The 18,006-nt window shown below is 42.4% G+C and carries 16 protein-coding genes; 4 read left to right on the forward strand and 12 right to left on the reverse strand.

The window, feature by feature from the left end; all coding sequences use genetic code 11:
* The 3 genes from sdhA to sdhC are packed head-to-tail and all read right to left on the reverse strand — an operon-like array spanning position 1 to position 2,535.
* Positions 1-1,773, reverse strand: coding sequence for a succinate dehydrogenase flavoprotein subunit (sdhA, locus tag MED121_RS01315; protein ID WP_009831776.1), 1,773 nt, complete (start codon positions 1,771-1,773; stop codon positions 1-3).
* Between the two features lie 4 nt (positions 1,774-1,777).
* Positions 1,778-2,125 carry a succinate dehydrogenase, hydrophobic membrane anchor protein gene (gene sdhD / locus MED121_RS01320; RefSeq protein ID WP_009831777.1) on the reverse strand — a complete coding sequence of 116 codons (348 nt, stop codon included), beginning with the start codon at positions 2,123-2,125 and terminating at the stop codon, positions 1,778-1,780.
* Positions 2,119-2,535, reverse strand: a complete 417-nt coding sequence (sdhC, locus tag MED121_RS01325; protein WP_009831778.1) for a succinate dehydrogenase, cytochrome b556 subunit — start codon at positions 2,533-2,535, stop codon at positions 2,119-2,121. The genes sdhD and sdhC overlap by 7 nt, the downstream gene beginning before the upstream one ends.
* A gap of 510 nt (positions 2,536-3,045) precedes the next feature.
* Between sdhC and gltA the strand changes: the two genes are divergently transcribed.
* The gene (gltA, locus tag MED121_RS01330; RefSeq protein ID WP_009831779.1) at positions 3,046-4,326 is read left to right on the forward strand and encodes a citrate synthase; all 1,281 of its coding nucleotides are present in this window, start codon (positions 3,046-3,048) and stop codon (positions 4,324-4,326) included.
* Positions 4,327-4,405: 79 nt separating this feature from the next.
* On the opposite strand, the gene MED121_RS01335 is transcribed toward gltA, so the two are convergent.
* Positions 4,406-4,630, reverse strand: a complete 225-nt coding sequence (locus MED121_RS01335; RefSeq protein WP_009831780.1) for a hypothetical protein — start codon at positions 4,628-4,630, stop codon at positions 4,406-4,408.
* The gene (locus tag MED121_RS01340) at positions 4,627-5,712 is read right to left on the reverse strand and encodes a DUF2066 domain-containing protein (RefSeq protein ID WP_009831781.1); all 1,086 of its coding nucleotides are present in this window, start codon (positions 5,710-5,712) and stop codon (positions 4,627-4,629) included. Before MED121_RS01340 ends, MED121_RS01335 begins: the two co-directional genes overlap by 4 nt.
* Positions 5,713-5,834: 122 nt before the next feature.
* Between MED121_RS01340 and purM the strand changes: the two genes are divergently transcribed.
* From purM to MED121_RS01355, 3 genes are read left to right on the forward strand one after another with little or no spacing between them, the layout of a single operon-like run.
* The gene (purM, locus tag MED121_RS01345; RefSeq protein WP_009831782.1) at positions 5,835-6,887 is read left to right on the forward strand and encodes a phosphoribosylformylglycinamidine cyclo-ligase; all 1,053 of its coding nucleotides are present in this window, start codon (positions 5,835-5,837) and stop codon (positions 6,885-6,887) included.
* Complete coding sequence (gene purN, locus MED121_RS01350) at positions 6,887-7,534, forward strand: phosphoribosylglycinamide formyltransferase (RefSeq protein ID WP_036178474.1); 648 nt, start codon at positions 6,887-6,889, stop codon at positions 7,532-7,534. The genes purM and purN overlap by 1 nt, the downstream gene beginning before the upstream one ends.
* A 29-nt stretch (positions 7,535-7,563) precedes the next feature.
* Complete coding sequence (locus tag MED121_RS01355) at positions 7,564-8,283, forward strand: DUF3108 domain-containing protein (RefSeq protein WP_009831784.1); 720 nt, start codon at positions 7,564-7,566, stop codon at positions 8,281-8,283.
* A gap of 56 nt (positions 8,284-8,339) precedes the next feature.
* Here the strand turns inward: MED121_RS01355 and MED121_RS23505 are convergent, their stop codons facing one another.
* The 7 genes from MED121_RS23505 to MED121_RS01390 all read right to left on the reverse strand — a co-directional run bounded on the left by MED121_RS23505 (position 8,340) and on the right by MED121_RS01390 (position 17,991).
* Positions 8,340-8,915 carry a molybdenum cofactor guanylyltransferase gene (locus MED121_RS23505; protein WP_009831785.1) on the reverse strand — a complete coding sequence of 192 codons (576 nt, stop codon included), beginning with the start codon at positions 8,913-8,915 and terminating at the stop codon, positions 8,340-8,342.
* 17 nt (positions 8,916-8,932) lie between these two features.
* A complete protein-coding gene (locus tag MED121_RS01365; protein ID WP_036178476.1) occupies positions 8,933-9,940 on the reverse strand; it encodes a glycosyl transferase family protein in 1,008 nt (335 codons plus the stop codon).
* 22 nt (positions 9,941-9,962) lie between these two features.
* Positions 9,963-12,668: a nitrate reductase gene (locus MED121_RS01370; protein WP_009831787.1), complete on the reverse strand. Its 2,706-nt coding sequence runs from the start codon at positions 12,666-12,668 to the stop codon at positions 9,963-9,965.
* Between the two features lie 110 nt (positions 12,669-12,778).
* Positions 12,779-13,108, reverse strand: a complete 330-nt coding sequence (gene nirD / locus MED121_RS01375) for a nitrite reductase small subunit NirD (RefSeq protein ID WP_009831788.1) — start codon at positions 13,106-13,108, stop codon at positions 12,779-12,781.
* Between the two features lie 10 nt (positions 13,109-13,118).
* Positions 13,119-15,716, reverse strand: a complete 2,598-nt coding sequence (gene nirB, locus MED121_RS01380) for a nitrite reductase large subunit NirB (protein ID WP_009831789.1) — start codon at positions 15,714-15,716, stop codon at positions 13,119-13,121.
* A gap of 65 nt (positions 15,717-15,781) precedes the next feature.
* Entirely contained in the window at positions 15,782-17,092 is a 1,311-nt protein-coding gene (locus MED121_RS01385) for an FAD-dependent oxidoreductase (RefSeq protein WP_009831790.1), read from the reverse strand.
* A 53-nt stretch (positions 17,093-17,145) separates the two neighbouring features.
* Positions 17,146-17,991 carry an ABC transporter ATP-binding protein gene (locus MED121_RS01390; protein WP_009831791.1) on the reverse strand — a complete coding sequence of 282 codons (846 nt, stop codon included), beginning with the start codon at positions 17,989-17,991 and terminating at the stop codon, positions 17,146-17,148.
* Positions 17,992-18,006 lie beyond the last annotated feature (15 nt).

Raw genomic sequence — 18,006 nt, forward strand, 5'->3', positions numbered from 1 at the left:
TTAGTATGTACGTGCTTTTGGTGGGAAAGCTTCAACTGTCTTAGGTGACATATTGACATCACGCTTAGTAACAGCCTTATTCGCTGGGTGGAATAATGAGTGCTTCAACCAATTTTCATCATCACGCTCAGTGTAGTCATTACGGGCATGAGCACCACGACTTTCTTTACGGAACTCAGCTGGAATAGCAGTCGCTTCAGCTACCTCTAACAAGTTTTCTAGCTCAAGTGCTTCAATACGAGCCGTGTTAAACGCCATACTCTTATCTTCAAGATGTAAGTTTTCAACACGCTTACGAATTTCAGCCAATTGCTTAAGACCCGTCTGCATCGCTTCACCGTCACGGAATACACCAAAGTAAAGTTGCATAGTTTTTTGTAGATCAGCACGAACCGCTGCCACACTCTCACCTGATGTTGAGCTATTTAGGCGATTCAAACGAGCCATCGCACGCTCGATATCCGTTTCACTTGCATCAAGAGAATCAAAACCTTCATCTAAGGCCTTCTTAACTTGGATGCCAGCAGCACGACCAAATACAACAAGATCAAGTAATGAGTTACCACCTAAGCGGTTAGCACCGTGTACAGAAACACTTGCCGCTTCACCACATGCATAAAGACCATCAACAATGACATCGTTACCTTCACCGTCAACTGTCAATGCCTGACCACCGATATTGGTTGGTGTACCACCCATCATATAGTGACAAGTCGGGATAACTGGAATTGGCTCTTTAACTGGATCTACGTGAGCAAAAGTACGTGACAGCTCAAGAATACCAGGCAGACGCTTATTCAGAGTTTCTTCACCTAGGTGATCTAGTTTAAGCAATACATGGTCACCATCTGGACCACAGCCGCGACCTTCTAGAATTTCTAGAATCATAGAACGCGCCACAACGTCACGACCTGCAAGGTCTTTCGCGTTTGGTGCATAGCGTTCCATGAAGCGTTCGCCATCTTTGTTAATTAAATAACCACCTTCACCACGACAACCTTCAGTAACAAGTGTACCCGCTCCGTAAATACCGGTTGGGTGGAACTGCCACATCTCCATGTCTTGCATAGGGTAACCAGCACGCAGTGCCATACCAACACCATCACCCGTGTTGATGTGTGCGTTTGTCGTAGATTGGTAAATACGTCCCGCACCACCTGTCGCCAAGACAGTCGCTTTTGCTTTTAGGTAAACGGTTTCACCTGTTTCAATGCAAATTGCGATAACACCGACAACAGCATCTTCTTTATTTTTAACTAGATCAACAGCATACCATTCGTTAAAGAAGGTAGTGCCCCCTTTCAAGTTAGCTTGATAAAGGGTGTGCAAAAGTGCGTGACCTGTACGGTCAGCAGCAGCACAAGTACGCGCAGCTTGTCCGCCCTTACCAAAATCCTTTGATTGACCACCAAAAGGACGTTGGTAAATACGGCCACTTTCTGTACGTGAGAAAGGAAGCCCCATGTGCTCCAATTCAAATACGGCTTGCGGCCCTACTGAACACATGTACTCAATGGCATCTTGGTCACCAATATAGTCCGACCCTTTTACAGTGTCGTACATGTGCCAGCGCCAATCATCATTTGGATCATCACTTGCAATCGCGCAGGTAATACCACCTTGAGCAGATACAGTGTGAGATCGAGTTGGAAATACTTTAGTTACACAAGCGGTATTCAAGCCAGACTCTGTCAGTTGTAAAGCAGCGCGCATACCAGCACCACCGCCACCAATAACAATGGCATCAAAAGAAATTGTACGTATATTAGCCATTAGTCTATAGCCCCCAAAGAACCTGAACACCCCAAGTGATATAAACAAACATTGCTAAACCACATAGAGATTGAAAAAAGAAACGAACACCCGTTGCTTTAAGGTAGTCAGTAGAAATTGACCATAGGCCAATCCAAGAGTGAACACCAATTGAAAGCAAAGTCATTAAAGTAAAAATACGCATCCATGTGGCTTCAAACAAAGCACTCCATTGATCGTATGTCAGCTCAGGGTTCATCACTAGGTATCCGATAATGAATACCGTATACAAAGAAAGTACGATGGCAGATACACGCTGCACCATCCAATCATATAAGCCTGAACGGCCAAAGCTTGTTATTTGAGTTACCATATCCAAACTCCTACAACCAAAATTAGGATTGCAGCGATTACTAGGTTAGCTTTAGCAGCAAGCTGGCCACTCTCTAACTCTTCAAAGTAACCGATATCCATAAACAAGTGTTTAATCCCTGCAACAAAGTGATACATCAAAGCGGAAACGACACCCCAAATGATGAATTTCGCAATGAAACTTGTTTGCAAAGCATTTACAACTTGATCAAAACCTTCTTGCGAATCTAACGAAAGATCAAACGCATAAAACAAAAATGCCAAACCTACGAAAAGGATGACACCTGTTACACGGTGAAGGATGGACACTATTGCGGTAACGGGCATTGATATAGTAGCTATATCAAGATTGACTGGTCTTTTTTTATTCACGACTCTTACACCATTTTTATCGATTGAATGGTCAATCACGACCTATCTCTCCATGAAGCAGCATTCAACTACCTCATTAGGCCTCTAACAGAAACGTCATAATTTATGGGTTAATTCTATAAAAGCGACACAGCTTTATAGTTTTCCCCGCTAAATCAATCATATTTCTGGGAACGCAATTATAGACCAGCCAAATTTACTAAGACAAATAGACAAGACAAGGGCTTTACAATGATCGTCATTCACAAAATGAATAACCCCATACACAAGAACAATAATGGTATAAAATTACAAGCCATTTTCATCTTTTTTAAAACAAAAAACCCTTAAATCTCAACAAGTTAACATACAAAAACATAAAGACGACATAAAAGTAGTGTAGAAGTTATGTATATTTATTACATCTTTTTTTTATAAAAATACTGATTACACTTTTTTTGTAAGATTGATTTAACCTTTCAGAAACAGTATTTTTTGCGCACCTTCTGGGTCATACAGTCAGTTATCCACTCGACACCGTCCCGATTCAGAACTTGAAGGAGACTAAAAATGGCAGATAGAAAAGCTCGACTTACCGTAGATGGGATAGATGAAGTCATCGAACTCCCAATACTTTCCGGTACTCTTGGTACCGATGTAATAGATGTTCGTGGTCTTGGCTCTAAAGGTGTATTCACCTATGACCCAGGTTTCATGTCTACTGGTTCTTGTGAATCAGCAATCACTTACATAGATGGTGAAGCGGGTATCCTTTTACATCGTGGCTATCCGATAGCACAACTTGCAGAGCATTCTGACTACCTGGAAACCTGCTACCTTCTTTTAAATGGTGAACTTCCAACAGAAGAGCAAAAAGCAGAGTTTGATAAAACGGTTCACAACCACACTATGGTGAACCAATCCATGCGCAAATTCCTTGAAGGATTCCGCAACGATGCTCACCCTATGGCAATCATGTGTGGTTTAGTAGGGGCATTATCCGCTTTCTACCAAGATCACATGGACATCAACAACCCAGAACACCGCGAAATTGCAGCGTTCAGATTGATCTCCAAAATGCCAACACTGGCGGCAATATGCTTTAAGTACTCTAAAGATCAACCTGTTATGTATCCACGTAACGACCTATCTTATGCAGAGAACTTCCTCTACATGATGTTCGGCACACCTTGTGAAGATTATGTTGTAAACCCAGTATTTGCTAAAGCCATGGATAAAATCTTTATCCTACACGCTGATCATGAACAAAATGCATCAACATCAACAGTGCGTTTAGCAGGTTCATCTGGCGCTAACCCATTTGCTTGTATTGCCGCTGGTATCGCAACACTTTGGGGGCCTGCTCATGGTGGTGCTAACGAAGCTGTTCTTACCATGCTTGAAGAGATTGGTGATGAATCTAAGATAGACGAGTTCATTGCTAAGGCGAAAGATAAAGACGATCCATTCCGCTTAATGGGCTTTGGTCACCGTGTTTATAAGAACTTCGACCCACGCGCTAAAGTAATGCGTGAAACCTGTGACGAAGTACTTGCAGAACTCGGTCTGTCTAATGACCCTCTTTTGAAAATCGCCAAACGTCTTGAGCAGATTGCCCTAGAAGACCCTTACTTTGTTGAGCGTAAGCTTTATCCAAATGTCGACTTCTATTCAGGCATCATTCTAAAAGCAATTGGCATCCCAACCAGCATGTTTACTGTAATTTTTGCCGTATCACGTACTGTTGGCTGGATTTCACACTGGAACGAAATGAGCAGCGCACCATACAAAATTGGTCGCCCGCGTCAGTTGTACACAGGTGAAACACAAAGAGATTACCCTAAGAAGTAAACTCTAAGCCTATAAAAAAACCGCGTCACTCTATTAAGAGGCGCGGTTTTTTTGTTTTTAATTTATCGTTTATGGGGCTTTAATCTTCTTCAACGATCTCAGTGATTGTGATTTGCCCACATTTCACACACTCACCTTCAATCCAAACACGAGATTCACTCTCATATTCTTTTGGGTTCTTCATCCCCAGATCCACTTCCATACAAGTGTTACACCAGGTTTGAGAGAGAAAGTCTTGCTGCTCTTCTGCACTTCTTCGAGAAAAGTCGCGCTCAACTCTCTTTTCATTTAATTCATCATTCACTCGTTATTTACTCCACTATAGCGGTAAGCCTGTACTAAATTAAGGTCTGGATCCAAAGCATCCAGCGTCACTTGTTCAATGATAGAGTCCAGGGCAATTGCATTTGCTAATTTACTGACATCACCATCTAAAACCAAAGAAAAACGCACTTGATCTGCTTTGATTGAATTCAAATATACATCACGTACCACAGCGATATTGGCTAAATAGGTTTGAATCTGATCCAAGGTCTGAAAATCCTTAACCTCATCCACTCGTAAGGTTATATTGGCCGATCCCTGCCCTCTTACTGCGGCATATCGTGCTGAAAAAAGTTTTGCCAAAGCAGCATTCACCTGCTCAGCAATGTCTTCTTTATCCAACCCCTGAACAAACAGCTTAATCGGCTCCTCGTCTGGCATAAGAACCATAAGATTGGCCTCATACTCACCTAAGATATTATTAACCTTTAACACACCCGCCACATCCGTTTGATATCGACGACTGGCTGTAATCACAGGCCCTTCAAACATGCCCCATAGGTCAGACACAGTGACGGCTTGCTTATCTAGATCATCTTGTAAAGGGGCATAAATCGGCAACCCTTTTAGGGCCGCATCTGCTGCCACTAAATTCAATAAATCAGATGGCGCCAGCGCCCCACTCACCTGCCTAACAAAGTCTCCCTGCTCTACAATCCAAAGCAGTAAAGAGGGTCGATTTGCTCCCCAAACAGCTAACTGATTAGAGAACAAAAAATCATTGATAGATTGTGCATAGAAATCCACCACGACTTTTTTTACAGGAAAGAATTCACCGTCAAGCTCAATTAAGTCATTTTCATCAGTGATGGAGTGCTGAGCAACCCAAGACGCTGCTGACTTTTGCCCTTGCGGTAAAACCGTCATCACCCCATCCAAATTACCCGAAACCTTAATTAAAACCTCTTCGACAGCTTGTTTGAAGGCTTTATTGATCAACTTTTTTTCAGAATCGACCAATGGCAGAATAATTTCAGCCCGATATAAGTTAGGAACAGTTACGGCAAAACTAGTTTGGGCTAGCAAAACTAGGAAAATCACCATCAAAAATCTAATTTTCATACGCTTCCTTAAAATTAATGCACATATTCTACTGTGATATTCACAAAGAACCATAGCCCTAATGTGTCACTATGCTAAAATGCCGCCTCCCACACCACTATTATCATGACAGGGCATAGGCAATGACCAAATCGGATAAGAAATCGATTAGTTATAAAGACGCTGGCGTAGACATCAACGCAGGCAATCAACTTGTTGAAAGAATCAAGGGCGTAAGCAAAAAAACACGTCGTCCAGAGGTTATGGGCGGCCTCGGCGGTTTTGGCGCATTAACGCGATTACCCACTAAATACAAAAATCCAATTCTTGTGTCAGGCACAGATGGCGTAGGCACCAAACTTCGCTTGGCAATGGATTTAAACCAACATGACACGATTGGCATCGACTTAGTTGCCATGTGTGTTAATGATTTGGTTGTAGCCGGTGCTGAACCGCTACTTTTCCTTGATTATTATGCAACAGGCAAACTAGACATTGATGTTGCTGCCAATGTTGTCACGGGTATTGGCGAAGGTTGCTTACAATCTGGCGCGGCCCTTGTTGGCGGTGAAACAGCAGAAATGCCTGGCATGTACCATGACGGCGACTATGACCTTGCAGGTTTTTGTGTTGGTGTTGTTGAAGAAGCAGACATCATTGATGGCACCAATGTAAAAGCCGGTGACAAGCTGATTGCACTGGGTTCTTCAGGCCCTCACTCTAATGGCTATTCTTTGATCCGTAAAATCTTAGAAGTTAGCCAAGCTGACCTTAATCTAGAGATTGATGGCGTCGCATTAAAAGATGCCCTAATGGCACCAACAAAAATTTATGTGAAGTCCATTTTAAAGCTAATGGAAAGCATCAAGGTAAACGCTTTGGCTCACATTACAGGTGGTGGTCTTCTAGAGAACATCCCACGCGTATTACCTGAATCAGCTTCTGCTTACATAGATGCATCAAGCTGGACTCGCCCTGCTATTTTTGATTGGTTACAAGAGCAAGGCAATGTAGAGCAAGAAGAAATGTACCGCGTACTTAACTGTGGTGTTGGTATGGTTCTTTGCTTAGATGCAGACAAAGCGGATGACGCCTTGAAAATTCTTCAAGATGCTGGCGAAGACGCTTGGTTAATCGGTGAGATTCGCGACAAACAGGATGACGTAGAAGTATTAATCTCTGATCTAGAGGGTTAATCACGGTGAGTTTTCCTATTGTTGTCCTTATATCCGGTAGTGGCAGCAACCTACAAGCTCTGATTGATCAGAGCTTGTCAGGGGATCTTGAGATTGAGATCAAAGCTGTTATCAGCAACAAAGCTGACGCCTATGGCCTAACCAGAGCCAAAGACGCAGGCATACCAACCCATCACCTAAATCATAAAGAGTTTGAGTCTCGCGAAGCCTTTGATGCAGCATTACAAAGCTGCATTGATCAACACCAACCAAAGTTGGTTGTTCTGGCTGGCTTTATGCGTATTCTTAGTGAAGGTTTTACCCGTCACTATCAAGGTCGCATGCTAAACATTCACCCATCACTTTTACCTAAATACAAAGGGCTAAACACCCACCAAAGGGCGATAGATGCAGGTGACAAGTTTCATGGTGTATCAGTACATTTTGTCAGTGCAGAATTAGATGCTGGTGCTGTCATAGTACAAGCGAAAACTGACATTGATACTGAAGAAACCGCTGATTCTTTGGCACAAAAAGTCCATAAACTTGAACATATTATTTATCCGCTTGCAGTTAAATGGTTTAGCCAAAACAGACTAAAAGAAGTAAATAATAAAGCGATTCTTGATGAAACCCCTTTAGCTGAAACGGGTTTTGCTTATAATTAGAGTAAACCCATTCAAGATTAGGTATTAATATGTCACCACAAAAAACAAGCTTCTATCTTATCTGCTTGATGATGTGGTGGCCTATTCTCGTCAAAGCGGCACCAAACGAAATCACGTCTGATAGCTTTATCAAGCCTTATAGAGCCACCTACAGCACCACATGGAAAAAAGGCATCAGCCTAAAAGTAGAAGGCACGCAAACTCTCTCTCAAACCCCAGACAAACAGTGGCATTTTTCATTTGAAGCGGATACTTTTTTTGCGTCCCTTAATGAAAGCGTTAAATTCAATGTTGAGAAAGGGCAAATTTCTCCCCTTGTTTATGAATATCACACCAGTGCATTTGGTAAAAAGCGCGATGCCGTCTTAACCTTTGATTGGCAGAAAAATCGAGTGAGAAATGATATTAAAAACAAGCCTTGGAACATGGACATTCAAGCAGGTGTATTAGATAAACTCAGTATCCAATTACAAATTAGACAAGACTTAAAAAACCACAAAGAGAAATTGGATTACTTGATTGCAGACGGTGGCAAATTAAAGGCTTGGCACTTTGATCTATTAGGTGAAGAACAAATTGATACCAAGCTAGGCAGCATCAACACAATTAAGGTAAAACGCGAAGGCACAGGCAAGAGAGCCAAAACCACGACATTTTGGTTTGCGCCAAAATATGATTTCCTGCTAGTCAAATTACTCCATCAAGAAAAGAAAGAGTCTTACAAGCTCGAATTAGAATCAATTAAATAACGACTTAAACTAAAATGAAATTAAGGTGAGACCTAAACAGAAGCTAAACAACCAGCTTAATCGAGTTGCTCTAAATAGTTAATATTGAGAAAAGCACTTTCATCTTGCCAATAAACCGCTTTTGCACCTAGTTGACGATAAAAAAACATCACTCTCGCTTCACTCTTCAAATACTGCTTTAACTTATCAGCCACACCAGCGACAGGTAATATAGCATGTAAAGGCTGAATGCCCGAGTCACTTTCAATATAAAAAACGCTTTCAGGCTCTTGCTCTGCTGCTAGTTTTAGACGCTCGAAAACTGCTTGGGTAACAAGCGGTGTATCACAAGGGCTTATTAATACATGGCTAACACTTAAGGCTTGGGCTTGTAGCAAGCTAGCAAGCACACCGCTTAATGGCCCCTTATCAAGGTAATCAGCTTGGTCAGTAAAAACCTTAACACCAAAATTTTGATAAGCCTTAATATCTTTATTCGCATTTATCAGAGTATGATCCGCAAGCGTTTCAAAACTCTTTAAAGCATATTCAATGAGCGGCCTATCTTTATAACGAGTTAAACCTTTAGCCACATACTTCATGCGGCTAGCTTGACCACCCGCCAATATAACGCCTAAGACAGAAATGCTCATCTTGCTTAAATACCCTCTTAGTTAGAGCTAGCGGCTAATAAGGCGCTAAATGCTAACTTGTTTCTCTGCTGCCAAATAATCTTAGCTTTAACTACGTTCTTTTCTTGATCTAACTCACCACTCATCAATGCCAATACAGATGCCATGGTTTGCATAATTGCCTGCTCACCAAAGCTATCGACTGTGTCACCCGACCAATGGTCTAGCATACGAGTTAAATCTAGATTATCTTTTTGCCTAACATGTTGCTGACTCGATTTAGGCCACTGACTCCAGCTAACCTGCTTCTCTTTTAGAAAAGCCAAGCTTACATCTCTTTCAGGGTTTACTTCGGCTTCACCATTACCGCCTCGAAAAACCAACACTGACTTATCTTCTAGCACTTTAGCGGCTTCGATATGAGTCTCATCGTACCCTTTGTGAAATACACCATGCACACTGTGTTCAGCCGCTAGCGGATTCATCAATCGAACCAAGGTATTCACAGGGGAACGTAAACCTAACAAGCGCTTTAGCTCCATCAGGTCAGTGAGCTGAGTTGAGATTTTATCTAGGGAAAGATAAGCAAAATTTTGGCTTTCTATTTGTGTTTGCGCTTGTGCGAAATTTTGAGCCTGTTCAAGCCCTAAGAAATTAAGCACTTTATCGACATAAATACGTGATTCTTCTGGAAAGCTATGGCCATGCATAAAGACCTTCACGCCAGATTGAGACAAAGCAATCGCCACCAGCAAAAACCATGGCAGCTCATTACGTTTACCGGCATACACAGGCCAATCTAAATCAGGCTTTATGTCGACTTGAGGTGCCAATTTTTTACGAATCGATCGCGTAAAACCCGCAGCTTCGGCAACCGTTTCTTCTCGAATACGAATCAACATCCAAAAAGCACCCATTTGTTCTGGTTTGACCACATCTTGCAGGATTAAATCCATTGCCTTTTCAGCTTCCTGCTCAGTTAAACTTCTAGAACCATGGCGTCCTTTTCCAAGAATTTTGATAAATTCGACAAACTCAGCACTCATTAAAGGTGTTTTCCTATTTTCTTTATTCACTAGTAACCGCTAGAGAATCTGCGATTAAACATGCATTAATTTCTGGTACGCATGAGCCACAATTGGTGCCGCACTTCAAACGTTTTCCTAAACTAACAAGGTCAGTATCACCCGCTTTAATTGCAAGGCGTATTTGTTTTTCACCCACATCAAAACAAGAGCAAATCAAGCTGCCCTTATCTTCAATATTGGCAAGACGACCAACCAAAATAGCCGATCTTTCTTGCGCTGTAACTTTAGATGCGGATTCTACAAGATCTACCAACCAAGCGGTATCAACTAATTCACAATTAGGTGAAAAATAGAACACGGCTTGCACGACATCATCAATTAAATAAGCATAACGCTTGCTCTGATTAATCGGGTTTTCATATTCAAGCCATTGCCCTTGATGAGCGTCAATTGCTGTTTTAGTCAGTAACTCCCTCGCCATAGCAGCAAGATTATGCTGTCCAGAAAAAGCGAGCTCATAGCGTATACCTTGCTTAAGAGGTATCTGACACCAATATTCCATCGCTTTTTCATCAAATACAGCACTTTTCAAATCTTGATTAAGAATGACAAAGCCATAGGTCAAATCTGTTTTCGACTCAATGTTAACCCGTCCTATTTTTGACTCAGGTTGACCAGATAAGGGATCAACCACAGGTTGGACTAATCGTGACACTACCGCATTACTCGCATAAGCAGCTGTCCAATGAATTGGCGCAAAAACTTGCCCTTGTTTTTGATCCTCACTGATTTTCACCCTTAAAAAAAGTCTACCTAACTCATTCGCCACAGACACGACCTGCTTTTCGACTAAATTAAGCGTTTGCGCATCCTTTGGCGAGATAGCTAAATAAGGTTGATCAATATGGCGTGACAATTTATCTGTTTTCCCCGTACGCGTCATAGTGTGCCATTGATCTCGTATACGGCCAGTATTAAGCAAATAAGGAAAGTCTTGAGTAACCTTAAGGACAGGCTTTTGCGGAGTAATACTAATGAAATTAGCTTTCTTATTTGGTGTATAAAAACGACCATCGGTTAGCATTCTTTTAGTTCCTTCTGGCCGTCCTTTAGGGACAGGCCATTGCACTGGCAATAAAGCATCATATTCTTGCTGATTTATCTGACTGAAATGGCCAATATCAAAGTCTCGTTTGCCATTGTTTTTAAAGCAAGACAAGGCCGCATGCTCGGCAAAAATCTCATGGGGTGCTCGATAACTAAAGCCAGAAGCAAAACCCAATGCTTTAGCCAGATCACAAATTGCTTGCCAATCATGGCGCGCCTCACCTGGTGCAGGCAAGATGCCTCGTTGTCGAGAAATACAACGTTCTGAGTTAGTGACTGTGCCATCTTTTTCACTCCAGCCTGTTGCTGGCAGTAAAATATCTGCAAATTTTGAAGTGTCAGTGCTGGCTTGAATATCACTGACAATAACCAAATCACAAGCTTCTAATGCACTCTGAACCTGCGCCGTATCAGGTAAGCTCACCATAGGGTTTGTGGACATAATCCACACCACTTTAACCTTACCCTCTTCCATTTGTTTAAATAAATCGACCGCCTTTAGACCATTCTCTTTCGCCATATTAGGCGCTTGCCAAAAATCTTTTACCAGATCGATAGCGCCTGGCGTCGCAAAATCCATATGCGCTGCTAACTGGTTAGCAAGGCCACCGACTTCCCTTCCCCCCATTGCATTAGGCTGGCCTGTAATAGAGAAAGGACCCATCCCTTCTTTACCAAGACGACCTGTGGCCAAATGGCAATTAATAATGGCATTAGATTTATCAACACCCGTTGCAGATTGATTCACTCCCTGAGAATAAAAGCTGACTGTTTTTTCCTTGCTACACCAAAGTTGCACTAATAACTCAAGATCATCAGCGGCTATACCACAAAACTCTGCTGTACTCTTTAGGTCTGGCGTCACCTTTCTGGCGTTTGCAATACAGCCTTCAAAACCATTCGTAAACTGATCAATATAAGCTGTGTCTAAATGCTTAGTATCAGCACTTGCCACTAACAAATAGGAAAAGATCGCTGCATCACTACCAGGTGTAATGGCTAGATGTAGATCAGCAATATCACAAGTTGCGGTTTTTCTAGGATCAATCACCACCACCTTCATCCAAGGTCTTAACTTTTTCGCCGCGACAATACGCTGATACAAAACAGGGTGAGTCCAAGCGGCATTAGAACCCACCATAATCAAAAGATCACAGGTTTCTAAATCCTCATAATTACAGGGTACTGTGTCAGAGCCAAAAGCGCGTTTATAGCCCACAACCGCAGATGCCATACAAAGGCGTGAGTTAGTATCAACATTCGCTGTCCCAATAAAGCCCTTAGCAAGCTTGTTAGCCACATAATAATCTTCGGTCAGTATCTGGCCTGATAAATAAAACGCAAAGGTATCTGGGCCATGCTTCGCAACTATGGCTTTAATTCTCTCTGCGGCTTCATCAACAGCCGTATGCCAATCGGTCTCTTTACCATCAACATAAGGGGTTAAGAGGCGACCATCTGGCACCAAAGTCTGCGATAAGTTACTGCCTTTTACGCACAAACTGCCAAAATTTGCAGGATGTGTTTCATCGCCTGACACAGGTAGACATTCACCCTGCTCATTGATATCGGTACTGAGTTTAAGACCACAACCTACCCCACAATAAGGACAGGTGGTTTTCATTTCTTTTGCTGGCATATGCTTTCTCCTAAACGAACTAAGCTCATAAATCGACTCACGCGTTAGAGGCTAAAACAACATTCTGTTTTAGCCTCAACACTTATGCTTACCCTAAAAAGTGGATAGGCTTAACTCGCCAACTTAACCTCACCGTTTTCAAGACTGACTTGCCAACAAGGAATCACAATGTCTTCTTCAAGGCATTGACCCGAACTTAATTCAAAGTGCTGTTTATAAAGAGGGCTTGAAACCACCAGCTTGCCCTCTATCGAACCGACTATCCCGCGAGATAATACATTGGCTTTTGCGATCGGGTCCCAATTAGCTATGGCGAAAACCTGAGGATCAAGTTTAGGAAGGTAGAAAATAGCCACTTGCTCACCTTCAAATAAAGCCGCCACACCCACACCCTCAATAAGGTCTTCTTGCTTACAGACTGTTTTCCAATTGAATGACATACGTTTCTCCTTAACTGGCTTTGGCGATTAAGTGGTTTTTTTCAGACTGAGTCGCTGGGCGAATTTGGTCTCGTTCTTCAACAAAGACAACTTGCTCATCCACACCATCGTGATTCACAAAATGCCTAAAGGCTTTCACCGCTTGCGGATCTTCGAGCGTGGTTTTCCACTCACATTGGAAGGTATCAACAATCAAGGCCATTTGATCTTCTAACTCTTGCGCCAGTCCTAAACTGTCATCAATCACTACCGACTTAAGGTAATCAAGACCGCCTTCAAGGCCATCCATCCAAACCGAAGTACGCTGCAACCTATCGGCGGTTTTCACATAAAACATCAAGATTCTATCGATATACTGCACCAGTTCTTTATCCGTTAAATCCGTGGCGAATAAGTCCGCATGTCGTGGCTTCATGCCACCATTACCGCACACATAAAGGTTCCACCCCCCTTCTGTTGCAATAATGCCGATGTCTTTGCTTTGCGCCTCGGCACACTCTCGCGTACAACCAGACACTGCAAATTTTAATTTGTGAGGCGCTCGCAATCCCTTGTATCGATTTTCAATATCGATCGCCATTGTCATGCTGTCATTCACACCAAATCGACACCAAGTACTGCCAACACAAGACTTTACTGTGCGCACAGATTTTCCATAGGCTTGGCCTGTCTCAAATCCAGCCTTAATTAAGGTGTCCCAAATATCAGGTAGCTGATTTAAATGAGCACCAAATAAATCGATTCTTTGACCTCCGGTTATCTTGGTATAGAGCTTGTAGTCTCTAGCAACTTCACCAATCACAATAAGTTTTTCGGGTGTAATTTCACCTCCAGGGATTCTTGGCACCACCGAATAAGTGCCATCCTTTTGCATATTGGCTAGGTATCTGTCATTCGTATCTTGTAAGGTGACATGCTCTTTTTTGAGTACATAGTCATTCCAAACACTGGCTAAGATATTGCCAACTAGCGGCTTACAAACAATGCAACCCTGTCCTTTACCATGCTTTTCTAGTAACTCATCAAAGCTCTTAATAGATTCAACTTTAATCAGGTTATATAAATCTTGACGGGTATAGGCAAAGTGCTCGCAAATATCTGTGCTTACTTCAACACCCAAGGCCAATAATTCGTTATCCACCACATTTTTGACTAACGCCGCACAACCACCACAACCCGTACTGGCCTTGGTGACAGCTTTGACATCAGCAAGGGATAAGGCTCCTTTGGCAACGGCTTGGCTGATATCAGCTTTAGTCACATTCAGACAACTACAGATTGAGGCCGTGCTTGGTAAAGCATCCACACCTAACGCAGGTGAAGCACCATCAGAAACAGGTAAAATGAGAGATTCAGCTTGGCTTGGTAGATCAATGTCATTAAGGTAATACTGCAATAAGGTATCGTAACTCGCGTTATCTCCCACCAAGACGGCGCCTAAGAGCTTAGTCGCATCTTGATTGACCACCATTTTACGATAGCAGCCTTGCATGCCATCTTGGAAAACAATGGTTTTTGAACCCGGTGCTTGTCCATGGGCATCCCCAATAGAGCCCACATCACACCCTAGCAATTTGAGTTTGGTACTCATATCAGCCCCTTTAAACTCAAGCTTACCTTGCTTTAATACATGATCTAACGCCGCTTTTGCCATGTTGTAACCAGGAGCAACAAGACCATAAATACGACCTTCATAAAGAGCACACTCACCTATGGCATAAATATCCTTGTCACTGGTTAAACAATGGCTATCCACTTGAATACCACCACGCTCACCCAGCACTAACCCTGACGATTTTGCTAAAGCGTCTTGTGGACGAATACCGGCAGAAAAAACGATCAAATCGGTTTCTAGATACTCCTTTCCATCTTCGGAAAAATTCATTCGATGAAAGCACTGCTCACCCTCTACAATATTTTGCGTTCCTGTGGCCACATGCACTTTTACGCCAAGCTCTTGAATCATGCTTTTAAGCAAATTACCGCCTTGCTCATCCAACTGAACTGGCATGAGCCTTGGAGCGAATTCAACAACATGGGTTTCTAGGCCTAAATTCTTTATCGCATTCGCCGCTTCTAAACCCAATAAACCACCACCAACCACAGTTCCTACTTTGGCATTTTTAGCGCAATCACGAATAGCATCAAGGTCTTCTAAGGTACGATAAACAAAGGTATTAGCACGTTTATGACCATCAATAGGGGGGACAAAAGGATAAGAGCCAGTCGCAAGCACCAGCTTGTCATAAGAATAAGATTCGCCACTTTCAGTGATGACTTTTTTATGGGAGCGATCTATCTCAATAATTTTTTGATTAGCGTAATAATCAACGCGATTCCGCTGGTAAAAGTCAGCATCCGTTAATGCCAAATCTTGAGCATCTTTACCAGTAAAATACTCACTTAAATGCACTCTGTCGTAGGCAATATGAGACTCTTCACCAAATACACTTACCTGACAATAGTTAGCGCCTTCATGCTGAATGAGCTGCTCAACAAAATGATGTCCCACCATGCCATTACCCACCACGACAATATGGGTGCTAGCACTTGGATTAGACTCAGCTAAGTTTTGTGTAACCTCTAAATTTGTATTCTTATTCATCATGATACCCTTCGCGGATGCCGTACTTAACGGCAAAAAATCAAAGAGATAACTGGATGAGAGTGCGGTTAAGCACCTTGGACTAAAGCATGACAATAGGCTTCGCCAAAAACCAGTTGATCTAAGATCTTTGATACTTTGGTTTTATTTTGAATCAGCTGGAAATACCAGCTAGCATCGGCGACGTTGCCATATAATATTGCACCGACTAGCACACCTTCTTTGATGACCAGTTTTCGGTATTGATTTTGAGCGCTATCACGATAAGTAATAGACTCGGATGAGGAATCGCTATTCACTTCACCCGCAGAAAATAAATTAATGCCAGACACTTTTAACTTGGTTGCAACAGCTTCTATTTTGAATCGACTCTGTTTTTGCGTTAAATGATCCACCAAAACATCGAACTGCTGCCAAATTGGGGCGACTAAGCCAAAAGTTACCTGTTCAAACTCACTGCACTCGCCTAAGGCAAAGACATCCTGATGGGAGGTGCGCATCACTTGATTAACGCAAATCGCTTTATTCACCGTGAGTCCTGCAGCCTTTGCAAGCTCAACTTCTGGTTTGATCCCAGTGGCAAGTATCACTAAATCTGTTTTAATCAATTTACCTGATGCTAGCTTAACCGCTTCAATCTTTGCATTTGCGTCAGCGTTAGTTGAAACAAACTCGGTTGGCGCAGAGCCTAAATGAAAGCGAATGCCTATTTTCTCTAAGCTGCTTTTATCTAAGCTACGTTTCTCTAAGCTATTTTTCTCTAAGCTTTTCTGCAACAAGTGTGCCGAGTCTTTATCTAACTGGCGATTTAAAATATAGTCAGCCCTATGAACCATAGAAACCTGATGACCGCGTTTGGCCATACCGACAGCAGCCTCTAACCCGAGAAGACCTGCACCTATGACACAAACCTCTGATTTTTCTTGAATTTTTGACATAAAAGCCACATCAGATAAATCTCTAAACTGGGTCACATTAACGCAATTCACACCTGGAACATCTAGTTTTCTTGCTCTTGCTCCCGTTGCAAAAACAAGCTTATCAAAGCTAATTTCCCTACCACTTTGTAAGTTTAAATGCTTTTGAGAAAGGTTTATGTCTATCACAGGATCAGAAGCAATAATGAGTGCACCACTTTGAGTCATTGCATCAAGATCCACTAAACCGATATCGTCTTCACTGACTTCTTGCGCTAATAATGAAGACAGCATAATGCGATTGTAGCCAACCTGCGCTTCTTCACCTATGAGTGTTACTTGGTATTGATCGCCATGCTCGATTGCCATGGCATGAGCAAGTTTACTACCTGCCATACCCGCACCAATAATCACTAACTTTTGCTTAGCGAATGGCGACTGAGGTGCTTCACTTTGGCTCATTATTCCTCCCAACGGCTAAACATCACTTCTCAAAGGTATTCACAGCAAAATCGTTATGACGCTTTTTTTGCATCTGCCTTTTCATCGTTATCTGTACCTGTTTGAAACATGGGTTCAACCTTGTTTTGTTTTTCGTATAAAAAAGTTAGAACCTGAGAACGGTAGTCCGTATATTGCGGATCATTAGCAAGGGCTAAACGGTCTCTTGGCCTATCAAGATCAATATCCAATATTTCACCCACCGTTGCTGCTGGACCATTTGTCATCATGACAATACGATCGGATAAAAGCACAGCCTCATCCACATCATGCGTAATCATAATGACAGTGTTATTCAGCTGTTTTTGAATTTGCATCAGAGAGTCTTGCAGGTGTGCACGCGTCAAGGCATCAAGCGCACCAAAAGGTTCATCTAACAAGAGCACACTGGGCTCCATTGCCAACGCTCTTGCAATACCGACCCTTTGTTTCATGCCGCCAGAAATTTCATCTGGTCGCTTATCTTTAGCATGGGTCATATGCACTAACTCAAGATTGTGCATAATCCAGTCATGCATCTCTTGTTTCGTCTTTTTGCCTGAAAAAATCTGTTTTACGGCTAATTCAACATTTTGATAGCTGGTTAACCAAGGCAAAAGCGAATGATTTTGGAACACAACCGCACGCTCAGGCCCAGGACCATTAACCTCTTTACCATCTAAGACAATGCCCCCTTCGGTTGCATCGTATAATCCTGCTACCAAGTTAAGTACTGTCGATTTACCACAACCAGAGTGACCAATCAGAGAGACAAATTCGCCCTTGTTAATCTTTAATGAGACCTGATCTAAGGCTTTAAAACTGCCCTTATCGGTAGGAAAGGACATGGAAACTTGACTAATATCCAAATGGGTTTGCATCTTGTAACCTCAATT

Origin of the sequence: Marinomonas sp. MED121, from assembly GCF_000153025.1 — a bacterium.
Classification (GTDB): domain Bacteria; phylum Pseudomonadota; class Gammaproteobacteria; order Pseudomonadales; family Marinomonadaceae; genus Marinomonas.